This is a genomic window from Micromonospora profundi, from assembly GCF_011927785.1.
Classification (GTDB): Bacteria; Actinomycetota; Actinomycetes; order Mycobacteriales; family Micromonosporaceae; genus Micromonospora; species Micromonospora profundi.
Map to the genome: position 1 here is coordinate 1,251,978 of NZ_JAATJK010000001.1, position 18,772 is coordinate 1,270,749.

Sequence of the window (18,772 nt, forward strand, 5' to 3'; positions counted from 1 at the left end):
CCGTCGTGCTGGTTGTCACCCGAGGGTGATCAGGCGAAGCAGTTCTCGATGGTGCCGCCCGGGATGGCCAGGCAGTTCGTCGGACGGTTCGCGGTGATCGCCGACTTGTCGTCCACGTTCACCTCGCCGAAGAAGCTGAAGACACCGCCCGGGGCGAAGGTGGAGAAGTTGTGCGCGACGTTCGTCTTCGACAGGTTGACCTCGCCGAAGATGTTGAAGATGCCACCGCCGACCCCGATCGGGCCGATGGCCCGGTTGCCGACAACCTCGCTGTCGCGCAGCGTGGTGACGCTGAAGGCGTTGAAGACCCCGCCGCCGAAGAACCCGGCGGTGTTGTCCTTGATCTCGGTGCGCTCAGCGGTGACCGCGCTGTCGAAGGCGATGGCCAGGCCACCACCGACGCCGGCGGTGCTGTTCTTCTCCACTGTGACGCCGTGCAGGTTCAGCTGGCTGTCCGCAGCGGCCAGACCGCCACCGGCGACGACCGCGGTGTTCGAGACGAACTTCGTCTCGTACGCGGTGGTGTTGCCGCCGATGTCGAGGAGGCCACCGCCGAAGCCCAGCGTCTCGTTGTCGCTGATGTCGGCCTTCTTCAGCTCCACGGTGCCGCCGTCGACGTCGTCGGCGAAGATGCTCGCAGCGCCGTTGGAGATGCCGCCACCACCGATGATGGCGGTGTTGTCCTTGACCTTCGACTCCTCGACCTTGAGCAGGCCGGCGTTGAAGACACCGCCACCGAAGAAGAAGGCGGTGTTGCGGGCCACGGTGCTGTGCCAGATCTTCGTGGTGCCGAAGTTGGCCACACCGCCGCCGTTGCCGCCGGACTGGTTGAGGACGACCTCGGACTCGAGGATCTCGGCGGTGCCGCCCGGCTGGACCAGGATGCCGGCGCCGTCAGTGTCGCCCGGCTCCTCGACAAGCGGCGTGACCGCACCCGCCGGCGCCTTCGGCGCGGCCTTGGGAGCGGCCTTCGGGGCCGCCTTCAGGCCCGCCTTCGGGCTGGCCTGCCGCGCGGTGAGCGCCTTCTCCAGCGGTACGCCGGACTTCACCTCGGCGGCGATCGCCTCGGAGTCCGAGTAGGACGCCCAGACGGCGGCCGGCTCGACGGCCTCGAACAGTTCGAGGGTCTGGCCGCCCTTGATGGTCAGGCCCTTGATGGTGAGGTGCCCACCGGTGCCGACGTTGAGGATCCGGAAGTAGTCGGCCGTGGCATCCCGAACGATCGAGGTGTGCTCACCCTTCAACGTGATCCGCTCGGTGATGACCGGCAGGCCGTTGCCCTCGTAGTCGTTGCGGGTCAGGTTGTAGGTGCAGCCCTTGGCCAGGTCCAGCACACCGCCGTGGTTGCTGTTGGCGGAGACGATCGCCTGGATCAGCTTGTCGGTGTCGCAGGGCACCTCCTTCCCGCGCTCGTGGTCCTTGTCCCAGTCCTTGTCCTTGCCCTGGTCCTTGTCCCAGTCGCGCCCGTGGTCGCCGCCGTCCTTGCTGACCTGCGCGGTGTTCAGGCCGCTGACCGCACCGGCGGTGCCCGCGACGCCCACCGCCGCGAGACTGATCACGCCCGTCAAACCGGCCACGCCACCGGCGAGCCAGAGCTTGCGGCGGCGCTTGGCCGTCGCCTGCCCGGAGGCTTCGTTGTTCTTCAGGTAGTTGGACATCGGAGCTCTCTGCCCTCTCCTCGTACCAGACAGGGTCGCCGCCCTCAGACGGACTTCCCCTGCTACAAATCGGTTGTAGCTCCCAAAAACACCGTATGAGAATGTTCCTCGCCTCGGGGGCGTATCCGAAACAACCCCACATTAGGTTCATGTTCCGTCCGGACCGGCCGCGACGCCCCGGCCGGGCACACGGCTCCCAAGGCCGCCGTCCGGCCCGTGAGCAGCCCAAATGGGTACGCCCCTCCGCGCCGTCGTCGGCTCGGAGGGGCGCGCCCTCTATGTGGTTCAGCCCCACCCGTCAGGCGAAGCAGTCCGGAACGTTGAAGCAGTTGGTGGGGCGGTTGGCGGTCACCGCGGACTTGTCGTCAAGCGTCACGGTGCTGCCGAGCTGGTTGAAGACCCCACCGGCCGGGAGGGTGGCGAAGTTGTGCGCCACTGTCGTCCGGCTCAGGGAAACCTCGCCCCCGTCGGTGTTGTAGATGCCGCCGCCGCGAGCGAACGGACCGATGGCCCGGTTGCCCACCACCTTGCTGTCACGCAGCGTGGTGACGCTGTCCTCGTTGAAGAGGCCCGCGCCGAAGAACCCGGCGGTGTTGTCAGTGATCGCGCTGTTCTCCACTGTCGCGGTGCTGTCGAAGGCAACCGCCAACCCGCCACCCACACCAGCGGTGCTGTTGCTGGCCACAGTGGCGTTCTTGAGGGTGAGCTGGCTGTCGGCCACCGCGACGCCGCCTCCGGCGAGAACCGCGGTGTTGCTCCTGACCGTCGTGTCGTGCAGGGTCGTGGTGCCCTCGACGTCCAGGACGCCACCGCCGAAGCCGAGCGTCTCGTTGTCGGTGATCTCGCTCTTGTAGACCCAGACCGAACCGCCGTCGACCTCGTCGCCGAAGATCCCGGCCGCGCCGTTGGCGATGCCGCCACCACCGATGATCGCGGTGTTGTCCTTGACCTTCGACTCGTCGACCTGGAGCACGCCGGCGTTGAAGATGCCGCCGCCGTGCAGGAACGCGGTGTTGTGGGCCACGGTGCTCTTGCTGAGCTTGGCGGCGCCGAAGTTGGCCAACCCGCCACCGTTGCCACCGGACTGGTTGTAGAGCAACTCGCTGTCCAGGATCTCGGCCCGGCCGCCCGGCTGCACCAGCACCCCGGCTCCGTCGTTGAACCCGGGCTCCTCCACCAGCGGCACCACGGCCCCCGCCGGCTTGGCGGCCACCGTGGCGGGCTCGGCCTTCGCGGTCGCTGCCGGCTTGGCCGCCGTCGTGGCTGCTGCCGTGGCCTCGGCCGCTGCTGGCTTGGCTGCCGCCGTCGCCTTGGCTGCCGCCGCTGGCTTGGCGGCCGTCGCTGCCGCCGGCTTGGCCTTGGTGGTGGCCTCCGGCTTGGCTGCCGCACCCGGCGCGGCGGTGGTGGCCTCCGGCTTGGCGGCCGCCACGGTGCTGCGGACCGAGGCCGAGTACGGCGCCCAGACCGTCGCCGGGTCCAGGGTCATCGCCCGCTGGATGGTCTGCCCGCCCCGGATGCTCAGACCCTTGAGCGTGAGATGCCCACCCGGGCCGACGTTGAGGATGCGGAAGTAGTCGGCCGTGGCGTCGCGACCGATGGTCGTGTGGTCACCCTTGAGCGTCACCCGCTCGGTGATCACCGGCAGGCCGTTGCCCTCGTAGTCGTTGCGGGTCAGGTTGTAGGTGCAGCCCTTGGCCAGCTCCAGCGTGCCGCCGTCCTGGCTGTTGGCGAAGACGATCGCCTGGATCAGCTTGTCGGAGTCACACGGCACCTGGCTGGTGTGCTCCTTGCCGTCGCGCTTGGCGTACCGGTCGTCGCCACCGCTCCAGTCACCACCGCCCCACTCGTCCTGGCCGTCGTTCTCCTTGGCGCCGTCGGTCTTCTCGCCAGCGTCGCTGACGTTCTGCCGGTTGGTCGACGACTGCGCGTCGGACACGCGGCCGGAACTGGGCTTGTCGTCACGCGCGGCCACCCCGCCGAGGGCCGCCAGGCCCACGACGCCGGTCAGCCCGGCCACGCCGGCGACCCACAGCGCACGTCGCCGTCGTGTCGGCGATGCCGTCGGGGGCCCGCCCTCGGTACTCGTTAAGTCGTTGGACATCAGAGCCTTCCGCCCTTTCCTGCTATCAGACGGGGTCGCACCACCCGAGGCGTCGCGACCAGCTACAAATCGGTTGCAGCCTCTGATGCCCACCGTATGAGAACTATCTTCGCGAGGCGGACGTATCCGAGATAACCCCACATTCGGCCCAGGCTGGGCCATGTGCCGGTGAACGGAGCGCGACGGTAGGAAGGGATGCCGGTAGCCCAAACACCCGAACGAGGTCCTGTGGTCTTTTGCAGTAATGACGATTCCCGCGCGCGTGCCGATCGCGTACGAGCCTGAGCGGCCCGGTCTCGCCGACCGCCCGGCGCACCCTGGCCGCCCTCGGCTGATCGACTCGGCTTCCTGAAACCGGGGTATCCCGGACGGCGGACACCGCGTTTCACCGAACCCGAGGAGATCACCCGGGTACGGGAGCCGCCCATGCGAAAGCCGGGCCGGACGTCGATACGTCCGGCCCGGCGGTGTCAGTCGGTGGCGCTCCCCGGTCAGCCGGGCAGGCGGGGACCCGCCTCCCGCTGCTCGGCCAGCCAGGTCTCCACCTCGTCGGCGGTGCGCGGCAGACCGGCCGACAGGTTCACCGCACCGGTCGCCGTGACCAGTACGTCGTCCTCGATGCGGATGCCCACGCCGCGCAGCTCGGCGGGGACCAGCTCGTCCTCCGGCTGGAAGTACAGCCCCGGCTCGACGGTGAGCACGTAGCCCTCGCCCAGGGCGCCGTCGCGGTAGGTCTCCTTGCGGGCGTTCGAGCAGTCGTGCACGTCGATGCCGAGCATGTGGCCGAAGCCGTGCAGCGTCCACCGCCGGTAGACCGAGGACTTCTCGTCCATCGCCTCGTCCACGCTCACCGGCAGGAGGCCCAGCTCGGACAGGCCCTCGGCGAGCACCCGCATGCAGGTCAGGTGGACGTCCTTGAACTTCACCCCGGGGCGGATCGCGTCGATGCCGGCCTGCTGCGAGGCGTACACGATGTCGTAGACCTGGCGTTGCAGGGCGGTGAACCGGCCGCTGACCGGCAGCACCCGCGTCACGTCGGCGGTGTAGAGGTTGCGCCCCTCGACGCCCATGTCCATGAGCAGCAGGTCACCCGGACGGGTGGCGCCGTGGTTGTGCACCCAGTGCAGGATCGTGGCGTGCTCACCGGCGCCGACGATCGAGCCGTACCCGACGTCGTTGCCGTCGTGCCGGGCGCGCAGCGCGAAGATGCCCTCCAACAGCCGCTCGGAGACGGCGCGGTCGGCTGGCAGGGCGCGGGCCACGTCCTCGAAGCCGCGTACGGTGGCGTCGATCGCGTCCTGGAGCTGGGCGATCTCCCACTCGTCCTTGACGAGCTTCTGCTCCGAGATGGCGATGGCCAGCTCCCGGTCACGGGGCGGCTGCCCCTCGACGCGGACCCCGTCGTACGGGCGTACGGTGGCGTCGACCTGGGCGTCGAACCCGCGCAGCACCCGGGTGCGGCCGGGCGCCAGGTCGGCGAGCGCCGCCTCCAGGCCGGTCAGGTCGGCGGTGGGCAGGCCCAGCTCGGTGGACTTCTCGCCGAGCGTGTGCCGCCGGCCCACCCACAGCTCGCCGTGGCGGCTGCGGAAGAACTCGTCGGTCTCCCGCGAGGAGCGCGGGCGCATGTACAGCGTGGCGTCGTGCCCGGACCCGTTCGGGCGCAGCACCAGCACGCTGTCCGGGTCATGGTCACCGGTCAGGTAGGCGAAGTCGCTGCCCGGCCGGAACGGGTAGGCAGTGTCGTTGGCGCGTACCTTCTCGGGGCCGGTCGGGATCACCAGGGTCTCGCCGGGGAAGGCGGCGGACAGCGCGGCACGCCGCTTGGCGTAGTTGGGCGCCTCCGGTCGAGGTGTCACAGGCAGTTCGGTGTCCTGCCAGCCCGTCCGCATGAAGGACAGGAACGCCTCCGGGAAATCCGGATCGTGCGATTCCGTACCGTCCGTCGGCGTACCGTCGGTGCGTCCCTCGGTCATTGCGCCGCTCCCTCCGCTTCGTTGCTGGTCCCGACGGTACCGCGCGCCCGGCTCGCGTTGGTGCCGCCCGGGAGGCGCTCCGGATCGACGGACGGCTGCTACGGGCCGGCAGAGCGCGTGGGAAGATGACCACCATGTGCGGACTTCTGGCCTTCTTCAGCGCGAACGGCAACGCCGCCGCGCACCGCGACCACATCGCCGGAGCCTTGGAATGCCTGCACCACCGCGGCCCTGACGAGACAGGGGTCGAGGTGGTCGGCGATGCATCCGGCCGGTACGCGGACGGAGTGTTCGCCCACAAGCGGCTCGCCATCATCGACGTCGCGTCGAGTCACGAGCCGCTGCCGTATGCGAACGGTCGTTACCTGCTCACCTTCAACGGTGAGATCTACAACTACATCGAGCTGCGCGAGGAGCTGATCCGGAACTTCGGCGCCCAGTTCGCCACGGCCGGTGACGGCGAGGTGATCGTCGCCGGCTACCACTTCTGGGGCGAGCAGGTGCTCACCCGGCTGCGCGGCATGTTCGCCTTCGTCATCTGGGACCGGCAGGAGCGGCGCGCGTTCGGCGCCCGTGACTACTTCGGCATCAAGCCCCTGCACTACCTGGAGACCTCCGACGGGCTCTACCTGGCGTCGGAGAAGAAGGCGCTGCTGCCGTTCGCGCACAGCGCCTACCAGGGCGACGCGGGCGTCGACACGGCAAACCTCAGCCACTACCTGACCCTGCAGTACGTCCCCGAGCCCGGCACCCTGCACAAGGGCATCAGCCGGATCGGCTCGGGGGAGTACCTGACCTGGTCGCCGGGCGCGCGGATCGACGTACGCCGGTGGTACCGGCCGGTGTTCCGGCCCGCGCCCGTCGACGACGAGCAGAAGCTCTACCACGAGATCCGGGAGACGCTGCGCGAGAGCGTCCGCATGCACATGCGCTCCGATGTGCCTGTCGGCTCGTTCCTGTCCAGCGGCATCGACTCCACGGCCGTGGTGGCGCTGGCGCGGGAGTTCAACCCGAACATCCTCACCTTCACCGTCGGTTACGACGTACCGGGATATTCGGAGATCGACGTCGCGCAGGAGTCGGCCCGGCACCTGGACGTCACCACCATCCCCACCAAGATCGGTCCGCAGGACATGATCGACGCGCTGCCGAAGATCGTCTGGCACCTTGACGACCCGGTGGCGGACCCGGCGCTGGTGCCGCTGTACTTCGTGGCGAAGAAGGCCGCCGAGCACGTCACAGTGGTGCTCTCCGGTGAGGGCGCCGACGAGTTCTTCGGCGGTTACACGATCTACCGGGAGCCGCTGTCGCTCGGCACCGTCAACGGCCTGCCCGGCGGTGTGCAGAAGGGGCTGCGCGCGGTCTCCAAGGCGATCCCGCAGGGGGTCAAGGGCAAGAGCTTCCTGGAGCGCGGCACCACGCCGATCGAGGAGCGCTACTACGGCAACGCGCGGATGTTCACCGAGGAGGAGAAGCAGCACCTGCTGCGCCGCTACGACCCCTCGGTGCGCTACACCGACGTGACCGCCCCGATCTACGCCGAGTGCACCGAGCTGGACGACGTCACCAAGATGCAGTACGTCGACCTGTACACCTGGCTGCGCGGCGACATCCTTGTCAAGGCCGACCGGATCTCGATGTCGCACTCGCTGGAGGTGCGGGTGCCGTTCCTCGACCGTGAGGTCTTCGACGTCGCCGCGAAGATCCCGGTGGACCTCAAGCTGCCGCCGCGTTCGGACGCCACCAAGTACGCGATGCGTCAGGCGTTGCAGGGCGTCGTGCCGCCGGCCATCGTCAACCGCAAGAAGTTGGGCTTCCCGACTCCGACCCGGGTGTGGCTGCGTGGCGAGATGTACGAGTGGGCGCGGCACGTGCTGAGCACCTCGGGCGCGGGTGACCTGCTGGACCTGTCGTACGCGCTGCGGCTGCTCGACGAGCACAAGCGGGAGGAGGCCGACCACTCCCGCAAGGTGTGGACGGTGTTGATCTTCTGCATCTGGCACGCGATCTTCGTGGCCAAGACCCTCGACCCGGGCATCCAGCGCAACCAGTCCGCCCTGCTCACCAAGCCCGTCGTCGGGTCCATGGTGCGCTGACCCGACCCCTGTCGACCAAGAGGTTTGCGTCAGCCGGAGGAGTTCCGGTGACGCAAACCTCTTGGTCGTTTCAGGAGGTCAGCGGCCTGTGCAGCTGACCGTCGGTAGGCCGTTGGTGCCGTTGGTGCTGGCCAGGAAGCCGAAGGTCGTGGTGCCCTCCGGCGCGACGGTGGCGTTGTAGTCGACGTTCCTCGCTGTCACCGACGAGCCGGACGAGGTCTGTGTGGCACCCCAGATCTGGCTGATGGACTGCCCGTTGGGCCAGGTCCAACTCGCGGTCCAGCCGTTGTACGGCGCACTGCTGTGGTTCATGATCATGACTTCGCCCTGGAAGCCGCCCTGCCAGGCGCTGACGACCTTGTAGACCGCCATGCAGTCACCGCCGGCCGGCGGCGGCGTGGTCGGCGGCGGGGTGGTCGGCGGCGGCGTGGTGGGAGGCGGCGTCGTGGGCGGAGGGGTGGTCGGCGGGGGCGTGGTCGGCGGAGGAGTGGTGGGCGGCGGCGTGCCGCCCGGGCCGACACCCGTCACCTGGCCGTTGCCGCCGTCGAAGACGACGTCGGAGCAGCCGAAGAAGTTCTCCTGCGAGTCCGAACGCACCCAGCGGGAGTAGATGATGTGCTGGCCGCTCTTGCCCGACGGCAGGTTGCCGCTGAAGTAGTAGTGCCCCTCGTTGGTGCCGACACCGCCACGCTGCGGCGGGTTGGTCACCGTGAGGAACGGCTGCTCCTCCAGGTCACTCCAGGCCAGCGCCCGGGTCGGGCTCCAGCTGTTCTTCGTCACGTAGAAGTAGAAGGTGCCCGGGTGGTGCGCCCAGTTGCTGTACCGGAAGTCCAGCCGCGCACCGGCCGTCAGGTGGGTCAACGGCCAGTCGGTGCGGGGCAGGTCGAAGCCCCGGAAACCGGTGTTGCCGCCACTGCACAGCTGCCCGTCCGGAATGAACCCGGTGGTCCGACCACCGGCGTCCGAGCGCAGCACGCTGAACCAGTTGTAGAGCGAGTTCGCGCCGCTCTGCGCCACGGCGGCGGAGCACGCGGGGTTGTTCGGCCTGATCTCACCGGTCTGGCTGAGGCCGTCCTGCCAGCACAGGTAGGTGCGGCTGCCCGGGGTCATGGCCGCGCCGTGCGCGGCGGCAGGCTCCGGAGTGGTCGCCAGGGCGACGGCGCCCAGCGCGAGGGTCACGGCCGCGGTGAGCAACGCGGCCGTACGGGAACGATTCACGGGTTCTCCTGACTCGCGAGGCGTGCTGCCCTAGCCGCCCCGCCTGGGATGTGGCCTTGTCGCATCGCTGCACTGAGCCGATGCGACGATCACGGTGATGGCGATGCGCCCGGCGGAGGGGATCGGCCGGCGGGCACGCGCCATCAACGGTCCTGTCCTGGGACCGGCGCCCTCGCGTCACACAACCCGGCAACCGGCGGCGCGACAGCCCCTCGCACCGCCTGGTACGCGTCATCCCATCACGCCGTCGGCCGCCACGCAATAGTCGGCCCTCGATGCGCCAAACGGGATGCGCGCCTTCGCGACGACCCCGCCGGCTTGAGTACCGCGTCTTCGCCGCCCGCCGGCCCGCGCGCTGTGCCAGCCTGATCTCAGCCGGCCGGTTTCGGCGGGCGTCGGCCGGTGGGGGCAGGAAGGGACCAGGATGGGGTACGTGGTGGTGCTCGGCGACGCACCCGTCGGCCTGCTCGACACCGAGCGTGACGCGGAGCGGGCTTACCGGCAGGCGGCCGGCGCGGGGCCACTCGACGTCGCCGTCGGGGTGGCCCGGCTCGGCGGCAGGGCACAGTTCGTCGGCTCACCAGGCGTCGACGATCTGGACGTCGCAGTGGTGGAAGGTGCCGACGTGCTCTGCTGCGGCTCGGTCGTGCTGCGGCAACCAGGCACCCTCGCCGCCGCCCGGCGGGCCTGGTCGCTCGCCACCGGGCTGCGGGTCCTCGACGCAGACGTCAGCCCTCGCCCGCCGGACGGGCTGCGCGAGGTGGTGGCCGAGTTCGCCGCCGGCGCGCACCTGGTCACGATGAGCACCGCCGACGCCCGCCTGCTCTACCCGGGCGAGCCGGTCGAGGGCGTCGCCGCGTACCTGCGGGAACTCGGGGCCGCGACCGTCGTCGTGACGCTCGGCGCGGCCGGCGCGGTGCTGGCCGCCGCAGGCGCCGACCCGGTGCGGGTCCCGACGCCACGTGTCGACGCCGTCGACACCACGGGCGCCGGAGACGCGATGCTTGCCGCGCTGATCGCCGATCTGCTCGCCTCCGGCGAACCGGACCGCCCCGACGGTTGGGTGGAGCGGGTGGCGTTCGCACTGCGGGTGGCGGGCCTGGTCTGCGAGTCACCCGCCGGCGCCACAGCGAAACCCACCCGCGCCGACGTGGGGCGCCGCTTCGGCGGTCAGGCCGCGCCGTCGAGCTCGCGGTAGCCGCGCCGGGCCGCGACGAGCGCCGCGCGCGCCCCGAAGGGCGCCTCGGCGGCCACCCGCTCCGGCGGCGCGCCGCCGGTGTGCGCGGCCCGGATCAGCCACGCCAACCGCACCAGCTCGGCGTGCTGGGCGCGGACGAAAGCGGGATCCACCGGGTCACCGTGACCCGGCACCACCACAGTGGTCGGGGTCGTGAGCCGCAGGAGGTCCGCCACGGCGTCCGGCCACTGCAAGGGGTACGCGTCCTCGAAGGCGGGCGGACCACTCTGCTCCACCAGATCACCGGCCACCAGTACGTCCGCGTCGGGCACGTGCACCACGAGATCCGCGTCGGTGTGCCCCCGCCCCGGATGCCGCAGCAGCACCCGCCGGCCACCCAGGTCGAGCGTCGTCTCGGTGTGCACAGTGTGCGTCGGGGCGAGCAGCGCGGTGTCGGCCAGTTCGGCGGCGAGCGCCGGATGCTCCGCGCGCACCTCCTCGTACGCCTCCCGGCGCAGCCGCTCCGGCTCGTCGCGCAGAGCCTCGGCGGCGCGCTCGTGCGCGTACACCGGGCGCTGTGGGTCCCCGGCGAGCACGGCGTTGCCGAAGCAGTGGTCGTAGTGGTGATGGGTGTTGACAAGGGTCAGCGGACGGGCGGTGACCGCCCGGACGGCTGCGGCCAGCTCGGTGGCCTGCGCCGCCGAGGAGAGAGTGTCCACCAGCAGCGCCTCGTCGTCGCCGACGACGAGCGTGACGTTGATCCGCAGCAGCGGCTCACGCAACACGTGAACCCGGTCGGCGACCTCGACGAAACCGCCGCTCACGACGTCCGCCCGGCGCGGTCGACGAAACGCTGCCGATCCACCATGATCCGGTCGACCCGGCCCCGCGCCACGGTCTGCGTGTCGTCGCTGACGGTGACCTCGAACGACAGCCGGCGACCGTCGACGGCAGTCAGGACCGCCTGCGCCCGTACCGTCCGGCCCACCACCGTCGGCGCCAGGTGCTCCAACTCGACCCGGGTGCCCACCGTCGTCGACCCGGACGGCATCCCGGTCGCCGTGGCCGCGACGGTCGCCGCCTCGGCGAGCGCGAGCACCCGCGGTGTGCCCAGCACCGGTACGTCCCCGGAACCCACCGCCTGGGCGGTGTCCGCGTCGGTGACGGTCAACTCGACCTGGGCGGTCAGACCCGGCGCGAAGGCCGGCTCGGGCTGCTCCTGCATGGTCGCAAGCCTAGGTGCTCGCCGTGTCTGCCGAGCACGCGCCCGAGGAACCCGGCAATGACCGCCTTCCACCTGTGCACGGCTTCGCCGGGTGGTCGCCGTCGGTCGATGCCATCACCGTCGTTAACCTTGACCGCGATGGCCGTCGTGACTGACCCCCAACCCCCCGCCCGGACCGACCCGCCCGCGTCCCCGGACGGGGGCCGTCGGCGCGGCGTCGCCATGACGATCTGGGCTGTCGCATTCGTCGCCGCCTGGCTCGGAATCGGGCTGCCCACCGACCCGGCGTACGCCTTCGTGTGGATCTGGGCCGGAACCATCGCCTGGAACAGCGACCGGCCGTGGCGCAGCCACCTGCGCTTCGCCCGGGACTGGGTGCCCGTGGTGCTGCTACTGGCCGCGTACAACCTGTCGCGTGGGTTCGCCGACAACGGGGCCACCCCGCACGCCATGGAGCTGATCGTCGCCGACCGGTTCATGTTCGGCTGGGCCACCGGCGGTGAGGTGCCCACCATCTGGTTGCAGGAGCACCTCTACCGCCCGCAGGTGCAGTGGTGGGACATCGCGGCGAGCTGGGTGTACTTCTCGCACTTCGTGGTGGCCCTGGCCGCGGCCGCGGTGCTCTGGCTGCGTGATCGGCACCGGTGGGCCGCGTACATGCGCCGCTGGGGTTTCCTCTGCGCCGCAGGCCTGGCGACCTACTTCATCTACCCCGCCGCCCCACCGTGGTGGGCCGCGCAGAACGGCCTGCTCACCGAGGTGCTCCGGATCTCCACGAGGGGTTGGAAGGCGTTCGGTATGCACGGCGCCGGCAACCTGCTCAACGCCGGCCAGATCGCCTCGAACCCGGTGGCCGCGATGCCGTCGCTGCACACCGCGTGGGCGCTGTTCGTTGTGGTGTTCTTCCTGCGTACGACCCGCCGCCGCTGGTGGCCGCTGCTGTTCGCGTACCCGCTGGCGATGACCTTCACCCTGGTCTACTCGGGTGAGCACTACGTGATCGACGTGCTGGTGGGCTGGGCGTACGTCGGCCTGACCTTCCTCGTGGTCGGCCTGGCCGAGCGCGCGTGGGCGGCGTGGCGGGCCAAGCACCCGAAGGCCCGGGCGGAACCCGCAGACACGGAACCTCCGGGCGCGGAACCACCGGGGCCGACGACCGACCCCGACAGCGTCGCCGGACCGCCGGCCACGGCACCAGCGGTACCCGCCGACCGCTGACCACCACCCCTGGGGTGATCAGGGGCGTCGTCGTTCGGTGGTGGATCAGGCGACGCGGCGGGCGGACTGTGCTCGGGTGGTCAGTTCGGCTGCCAGGATCCACGCTTCGGCCAGGTCCCGGTCCTCGGCTGCCGCTCCCGATCCGCCCGCCGTGTCCGCGTGTACTGTCGCCAACCGCAGCAGGCGCTGCACCGGCCCCTGCACGACCCGGACGCTCTGGATCCGGGCGTACGGCACGATCGCCAACTGCCTGGTGAGCAGCCCGGACCGGGTGGCGAAGACCTTGTCGAACAGAGCCGTGCCGAGGGCGCCCCGGCCCAGCGGGTGCAGCCAGCGCGCCCGAGACGGTGGGCGGTGCAGCGTCAGCGCGTCGAGGCGTACACCCGGTAGGACCTCGGCGACGATCATCGTCGCTGTCGGCAGGTCACCGACCGGCAGCAGCCGGTCGGGACGGTTGCGGTCGTCGGCCTCGCCGACGGAGTAGCCGGCCACCTCAAGGCGCAGCCGCAGCCAACCCTTGACCCGCCAGAGCAGCGGCCAGGTGGCCCGCACGGTCTGCACCCGGTGCAGCGGTACGGTCTGCGCCCGCGTCTCCAGCAGCCCGTTGTGCACCCGCAGTGTGCCGTCGTCGCGGGCCAGCCGGAAGTTCCAGTCGTCGAGGACCCGGCGGATCGGTTGCAGCAGCACACCTGCCATCGCGGTGAGCGTGCTCGCCACCGCGATGAACGACCACGATTCGGCGGTGACGAACTGCACCACGACGAACGCCAGGCCGAACGGAAGCAGGAACGCCTGCGGGGTGAGCAGCTGGCTGATCAGCAGGTTGCTGTTGCGTACCGCGTGCAGTGGCCGGCCCGGCGCGGGCGCCTGCGGTGGCGCACCACCGACGGCCGTCGGCACCGTGACGCCGGGCGCGGCCGGCGTCGTCCGTCCGGCCAGCGCCAACAGCCGCTCGCGCAGCCGGGCCGCGTCGGCCACCCCGAGGTACGCCAGCGGGGCCTCGGTCTTGCCCCCGCCGACCACCTCCAGACGCAGTTCGGCCAGGCCGGTGAGCTGGGCGAGCAGCGGCCGGACCACCTCCACTGCCTGCAACCGTTCCAGCGGGATGGCCCGGGTACGCCGCCAGAGCAGCCCCTCGTACACGCGCAGCTCGCGGCCCACCACGTGGTAGCCGGTGTTGTACCAACTGACCACCGACAGCACTGTCGCGCCGAGCGCCAGCACCACCACCATCGCGGCGAACCAGCCGAAGCCGACCCGGGACAGCGTCGACCAGGACAGCCCGGCGATCACCACGACCAACGACTTGGCGCCGTGCAGCACCGGACTGAGCGGGTGCAGCCGCTGGCGCGGTTCGCCGTCTCCCGGCGGCCCCGGCAACGGCTGAACAGCGCCCGGCGGGATCGCCCCGTATGGTCCCGGCGGCGGGCCGTAGGGCCCTGCGCCCGGCGGCGGAGCGCCGTAAGGGCCTGCGGCGGGGTACTGGGGCGGTGGACCGGCGGGAGGCGCGTCGCCGGACGGCATGGACGGGCGGGTGCCCGGCTCGGTGGGACTCTCGCTCATCGGGCCGACCCTCGGCGTCGCCGACGGGTGCCCGGCCGGGCGGTCACAGCCCCTCCGCCCGGTCCTCGCCGAGCGCGGTGAGCCGGTCACGCAGGCGGGACGCCTCCGCCGGGCGTAGCCCCGGCACCCGGGCGTCGCTCGCGGCGGCGGCCGTGTGCAACTGCACGGTGGCCAGGTTGAAGGCGCGCTCCAGAGGGCCGGCGCTCACGTCGACGAACTGCATCCGGGAGTACGGCACGATGGACAGCCGTCGGACCAGCAGCCCGTGCCGCACGAGCAGGTCGTCGTCGCGTTCCGCGTACCCCCAGGCCCGGACCGCGCGGACGATGGCCGTGGCCCGCCACGCGCCGAACACGAGTACGGCGGCGAAGGCGACCCCGAACAGCCCATGGCCGCTCAGCGCCCAGCCGAACGCTGTCACCGCCAGCCCGACGGCCACCACGATCGCCAGTCGGATCAGCTCCACCCAGATCAGGTCGGTGGAGATCGGCTGCCACTGGACGGAGTCCGGCCACGGGTCCAACGGGCCTCGTCCGCCGGGCGCGCCGGAGGCGGAAAGCGGGTCGGCGCCCGGTGGCGGCAGGAGGCCGGGAGGCGGCAGGTCGGGTGGGCGCGAGCTGGCGTCGTACCCCCCGGAGGGAGGCAGCGCTTGCGGCGGTAGCGGCGCCGGCGACGATGCGTCGGGCGGGGTGGGCTCCGGGCCGAGCGTGCCCGGCGCCGGGAACGTGCCGGGCGGCGGTGGGACACCGGGCGGCGCGGCGGCCGGCGTGGGCGGCCAGGACGGGGAGGTGGGGTTCGGCGGTCCGGCGCGGTCCTCCGCGCTCACCGACGGGACCCGTTCCGCGCGTACGGCGCTGCCGTTCCACGCCGTGCGTGGACGGCGCGCGACGTCACGCTGCTGTGCCTCATCGTTTCCTCGCTGCGCTGATCACATGTCGAGGGTAGGTGATGCGGGCACCGGAGTGACGGTACGCAGGAAGCCGCGAGCGTCCAGGAAGTCGCCCAGACTGCCCCGGTGGTCGGCGCACGCGAGCCAGGTCTTGCGTCGCTCGGCGTCGTGCAGGCGCGGATTGTTCCACTCCAGGGCCCAGACGGCTGTGGCACGGCAGCCGCGGGCCGAGCAGACCAGGGCCTCGTCGGCAGGGGAGGGGATGCTCATCACGGCCAGTCTAGGGCGGCCGGAGAGGAAGTTTGAGCGCCGGGCGGCCACGGGGGGAGCCGCCCGGCGACGGGATGAATGGTACACACCACGGGCGGGTCGGTGTCCACCCGTGACGGGCGATTCGGTTGGCGGGGACGACGTGGCGAAAATCGGCTTCTCCCCACCACCACACTCAGCCGGGCGTGCGAGTCTTGATACCGCACCAGCCGCGACGACCGACAAACGCTGTGGAGGACCGGTGGCCCAGCCGACCACGCCCGATGCCCCGACGCCGAACGGGGCGGCACCGGAGACGCCCGCGCCGGTGACGACGCCCGCGCAGGATGCCACCCTGTTGGAGAAGGCGCTGTTCGAGATCAAACGGGTGATCGTCGGGCAGGACCGGATGGTGGAGCGGATGTTCGTGGCGCTGCTCGCCCGGGGTCACTGCCTGCTCGAAGGGGTGCCCGGGGTGGCAAAGACCCTGGCCGTGGAGACCCTCGCCAAGGTTGTCGGCGGCTCGTTCGCCCGGGTGCAGTTCACACCGGACCTGGTGCCGGCCGACATCATGGGCACCCGGATCTACCGGCAGTCGAGTGAGAAGTTCGACGTCGAGTTGGGCCCGGTCTTCGTCAACTTCCTGCTCGCCGACGAGATCAACAGGGCGCCGGCCAAGGTGCAGTCGGCGCTGCTGGAGGTGATGAGCGAGCGGCAGGTGTCCATCGGCGGGGAGAGCCACCGGGTGCCCGAGCCGTTCCTGGTGATGGCCACCCAGAACCCGATCGAGCAGGAGGGCGTCTACCCGCTGCCGGAGGCGCAGCGGGACCGGTTCCTCATGAAGATCGTGGTCGGCTACCCGACCGACGCCGAGGAACGCGAGATCGTCTACCGGATGGGCGTGGCCGCTCCGGAGCCGGCGGCGGTCTTCGACACACCCGACCTGATCGCCCTGCAACGCAAGGCGGACCAGGTGTTCGTGCACAACGCGCTCGTCGACTACGCGGTCCGGCTGGTGCTGGCCACCCGTACCCCGGCAGAGCACGGCATGCCGGACGTCGCCCAGCTCATCCAGTACGGGGCCAGCCCGCGCGCCTCGCTCGGCCTGGTGCGGGCCACCCGCGCGCTGGCGCTACTGCGCGGCCGGGACTACGCGCTCCCGCAGGACGTGCAGGACATCGCCCCGGACATCCTGCGGCACCGGCTGGTGCTCAGCTACGACGCGCTCGCCGACGACGTACCGGCCGACCACATCGTGCACCGGGTCATGTCGACGATCCCGCTCCCGGCGGTCGCACCCCGGCAGCAGGCCACCCCGTCGCCCACCGTCGCGCCGCCGGGTGCAGGCTGGCCCGGGCAGCGGCCGTGACCTCACCCACCCCTCGTCCCGCCCTCCTCGGCGACCGCAGCGAAGCGGTGCTGTCCCGCCTCCAACTGCTCGTCACCCGCAAGCTCGACGGCCTGCTCCAGGGCGACTACGCCGGCCTGCTGCCGGGGCCGGGCAGCGAGGCGGGGGAGTCGCGGGAGTACCGCCCCGGCGACGACGTACGCCGGATGGACTGGCCGGTCACGGCCCGGACCACGACGGCGCACGTGCGGCGTACGGTCGCCGACCGGGAGTTGGAGACCTGGCTGGCGTTGGACCTGTCGGCAAGCCTGGACTTCGGCACCGGGCAGTGGCTCAAGCGGGAGGTCGTGGTCGCCGCCGCGGCGGCCATCGCCCACCTGACAGTGCGCGGAGGTAACCGGATCGGCGCGGTGATCGGCACCGGCGGTGGCGCGCTCACACCGACCCGCCGGTGGCGCGGTGGCCCACCGCCGCCCGGGCCGGGGGTGCTCACCCGGCTGCCGGCCCGCTCGGGCCGCAAGGAGGCGCAGGGCCTGCTGCGTACGGTGGCCGGCACCGCGATCCAGCCCGGCCGGGGCGATCTGGGCGCCCTCATCGAGATGCTCAACCGGCCACCCCGACGACGTGGGGTGGCCGTGGTGGTCTCGGACTTCCTCGCGCCGGCCGAGCAGTGGGCCCGGCCGATGCGCAAGCTGCGGGTGCGCCACGATGTGCTGGCGATCGAGGTGGTGGACCCGCGCGAGCTGGAGTTGCCCGACGTGGGGGTGTTGCCGGTGGTCGATCCGGAAAGCGGTGAGCTGCACGAGGTGCAGACCGCCGACCCGCGCCTGCGTCAGCGGTACGCCGAGGCTGCCGCCGCCCAGCGCGCCACGATCGCCGCCGCGCTGCGCGGCGCCGGCGCGGCCCACCTGCGTCTGCGTACCGACCGAGACTGGCTGCTGGACATGGTGCGTTTCGTTGCCGCGCAGCGGCACGCCCGCACCCGGGGGACGACACGATGATCCGTTTTCTGCAACCGTGGTGGCTGCTGGCCGTGCTGCCGGTGCTCGCCCTCGCCGCGTTCTACGTCTGGCGGCAGTTGCACCGCCGGGATTACGCGATGCGGTTCACGAACGTGGACCTGCTGCGGACCGTGGCGCCGAAAGGCCTGGGCTGGCGGCGGCACGTCCCGGCGACGGCGTTCCTGCTCTGCCTGTTGGTGCTCGCCACCGCGCTGGCCCGCCCGGCGATGGACCGGAAGGAGCCACTGGAGCGGGCGACAGTGATGCTGGCCATCGACGTGTCGCTGTCGATGCAGGCCGACGACGTAAGGCCGAACCGGCTGGAGGCCGCGCAGGAGGCGGCCAAGCAGTTCGTCGGCGAGCTGCCGGAGAGCTACAACCTGGGCCTCGTGTCATTCGCGAAGGCGGCGAACGTGCTGGTGCCGCCGGGCAAGGACCGGGAGGCGGTGACCGCCGCGATCGACGGGCTGGTGCTGGCCGAGGCGACAGCCACCGGTGAGGCGGTGTTCACCTGCCTGGAGGCGATCAGGTCGGTGCCGGCCGACGGTGCGGCGGGCATCCCACCGGCACGGATCGTGCTGCTCTCCGACGGGTTCCGCACCTCGGGTCGATCGGTGGAGGAGGCGGCGGCCGCCGCGCAGGCGGCCAACGTGCCGGTGTCCACCATCGCCTTCGGCACCGACACGGGCCAGGTCGACATCGGCGGGCAACTCCAGCGGGTGCCAGTGGACCGGCTCGCGCTGGCGGAGCTGGCCGAGACCACCGAGGGCTACTTCTACGAGGCGGCGTCGGTGAGCGAGCTGAAGCAGGTCTACCAGGACATGGGCAGTTCGATCGGCTTCCGCACCGAGCCACGCGAGGTGACCCAGTGGTACGCCGGACTGGCGCTGCTCCTGGCGCTCTGCGCCGGCTCGCTCAGCCTGCTCTGGTCGTCCCGGATGCTCTGAGCGAAGGGCCGGCGGTGGTCAGTGGCCGCCGCCGGGCAGGGCTCGGTGGCTGGCCGGCCGGGTCAGTGGCCGCCGCCGCCGGCCAGGACGAAGATGACGGCCACCCAGA

The 18,772-nt window shown here is 71.4% G+C and carries 15 protein-coding genes; 6 read left to right on the forward strand and 9 right to left on the reverse strand.

The features are described from left to right. Positions 1 to 29: 29 nt before the first annotated feature. The 3 genes from F4558_RS05595 to F4558_RS05605 form a co-directional block, all read right to left on the reverse strand. The gene (locus F4558_RS05595) at positions 30 to 1,658 is read right to left on the reverse strand and encodes a hypothetical protein (RefSeq protein WP_167943366.1); all 1,629 of its coding nucleotides are present in this window, start codon (positions 1,656 to 1,658) and stop codon (positions 30 to 32) included. Between the two features lie 298 nt (positions 1,659 to 1,956). After that, a complete protein-coding gene (locus F4558_RS05600; protein WP_312877272.1) occupies positions 1,957 to 3,675 on the reverse strand; it encodes a right-handed parallel beta-helix repeat-containing protein in 1,719 nt (572 codons plus the stop codon). A 575-nt stretch (positions 3,676 to 4,250) separates the two neighbouring features. Further along, complete coding sequence (locus F4558_RS05605) at positions 4,251 to 5,732, reverse strand: aminopeptidase P family protein (RefSeq protein WP_167943368.1); 1,482 nt, start codon at positions 5,730 to 5,732, stop codon at positions 4,251 to 4,253. 134 nt (positions 5,733 to 5,866) lie between these two features. Here F4558_RS05605 and asnB point away from each other — a divergent pair, with 134 nt between their 5' ends. After that, positions 5,867 to 7,828, forward strand: coding sequence for an asparagine synthase (glutamine-hydrolyzing) (asnB, locus tag F4558_RS05610; RefSeq protein WP_053652551.1), 1,962 nt, complete (start codon positions 5,867 to 5,869; stop codon positions 7,826 to 7,828). Positions 7,829 to 7,906: 78 nt separating this feature from the next. Here asnB and F4558_RS05615 read toward each other — a convergent pair whose 3' ends face one another. Continuing rightward, positions 7,907 to 9,046 carry a lytic polysaccharide monooxygenase auxiliary activity family 9 protein gene (locus F4558_RS05615; RefSeq protein WP_053652552.1) on the reverse strand — a complete coding sequence of 380 codons (1,140 nt, stop codon included), beginning with the start codon at positions 9,044 to 9,046 and terminating at the stop codon, positions 7,907 to 7,909. A gap of 424 nt (positions 9,047 to 9,470) precedes the next feature. On the opposite strand from F4558_RS05615, the gene F4558_RS05620 reads away from it, so the two are divergent. Further along, entirely contained in the window at positions 9,471 to 10,244 is a 774-nt protein-coding gene (locus F4558_RS05620; RefSeq protein WP_167943369.1) for a PfkB family carbohydrate kinase, read from the forward strand. On the opposite strand, the gene F4558_RS05625 is transcribed toward F4558_RS05620, so the two are convergent. Then, positions 10,217 to 11,047 (reverse strand): MBL fold metallo-hydrolase, encoded by an 831-nt coding sequence (locus tag F4558_RS05625; protein ID WP_167943370.1) that lies wholly within the window; start codon positions 11,045 to 11,047, stop codon positions 10,217 to 10,219. The genes F4558_RS05620 and F4558_RS05625 overlap by 28 nt on opposite strands. Further along, positions 11,044 to 11,448: a thioesterase family protein gene (locus F4558_RS05630; RefSeq protein WP_053652555.1), complete on the reverse strand. Its 405-nt coding sequence runs from the start codon at positions 11,446 to 11,448 to the stop codon at positions 11,044 to 11,046. The genes F4558_RS05625 and F4558_RS05630 overlap by 4 nt, the downstream gene beginning before the upstream one ends. Positions 11,449 to 11,586: 138 nt before the next feature. Between F4558_RS05630 and F4558_RS05635 the strand changes: the two genes are divergently transcribed. Further along, the gene (locus F4558_RS05635; RefSeq protein WP_245241270.1) at positions 11,587 to 12,666 is read left to right on the forward strand and encodes a phosphatase PAP2 family protein; all 1,080 of its coding nucleotides are present in this window, start codon (positions 11,587 to 11,589) and stop codon (positions 12,664 to 12,666) included. Between the two features lie 45 nt (positions 12,667 to 12,711). Here F4558_RS05635 and F4558_RS05640 read toward each other — a convergent pair whose 3' ends face one another. The 3 genes from F4558_RS05640 to F4558_RS05650 all read right to left on the reverse strand — a co-directional run bounded on the left by F4558_RS05640 (position 12,712) and on the right by F4558_RS05650 (position 15,388). Next, positions 12,712 to 14,229: a PH domain-containing protein gene (locus tag F4558_RS05640; RefSeq protein ID WP_245241271.1), complete on the reverse strand. Its 1,518-nt coding sequence runs from the start codon at positions 14,227 to 14,229 to the stop codon at positions 12,712 to 12,714. A 43-nt stretch (positions 14,230 to 14,272) separates the two neighbouring features. Beyond that, positions 14,273 to 14,875: a PH domain-containing protein gene (locus F4558_RS05645; protein ID WP_369814760.1), complete on the reverse strand. Its 603-nt coding sequence runs from the start codon at positions 14,873 to 14,875 to the stop codon at positions 14,273 to 14,275. Between the two features lie 282 nt (positions 14,876 to 15,157). Beyond that, positions 15,158 to 15,388 carry a hypothetical protein gene (locus tag F4558_RS05650; RefSeq protein WP_053652557.1) on the reverse strand — a complete coding sequence of 77 codons (231 nt, stop codon included), beginning with the start codon at positions 15,386 to 15,388 and terminating at the stop codon, positions 15,158 to 15,160. 241 nt (positions 15,389 to 15,629) lie between these two features. On the opposite strand from F4558_RS05650, the gene F4558_RS05655 reads away from it, so the two are divergent. Genes F4558_RS05655 through F4558_RS05665 form a run of 3 tightly spaced genes read left to right on the forward strand, consistent with a single transcriptional unit; the run spans position 15,630 to position 18,663 of the window. Further along, entirely contained in the window at positions 15,630 to 16,736 is a 1,107-nt protein-coding gene (locus F4558_RS05655) for an AAA family ATPase (RefSeq protein ID WP_053652558.1), read from the forward strand. Then, the gene (locus F4558_RS05660) at positions 16,715 to 17,716 is read left to right on the forward strand and encodes a DUF58 domain-containing protein (RefSeq protein WP_082377191.1); all 1,002 of its coding nucleotides are present in this window, start codon (positions 16,715 to 16,717) and stop codon (positions 17,714 to 17,716) included. Before F4558_RS05655 ends, F4558_RS05660 begins: the two co-directional genes overlap by 22 nt. Next, positions 17,713 to 18,663 carry a VWA domain-containing protein gene (locus tag F4558_RS05665; RefSeq protein ID WP_167943371.1) on the forward strand — a complete coding sequence of 317 codons (951 nt, stop codon included), beginning with the start codon at positions 17,713 to 17,715 and terminating at the stop codon, positions 18,661 to 18,663. The genes F4558_RS05660 and F4558_RS05665 overlap by 4 nt, the downstream gene beginning before the upstream one ends. Positions 18,664 to 18,772: the final 109 nt, after the last annotated feature.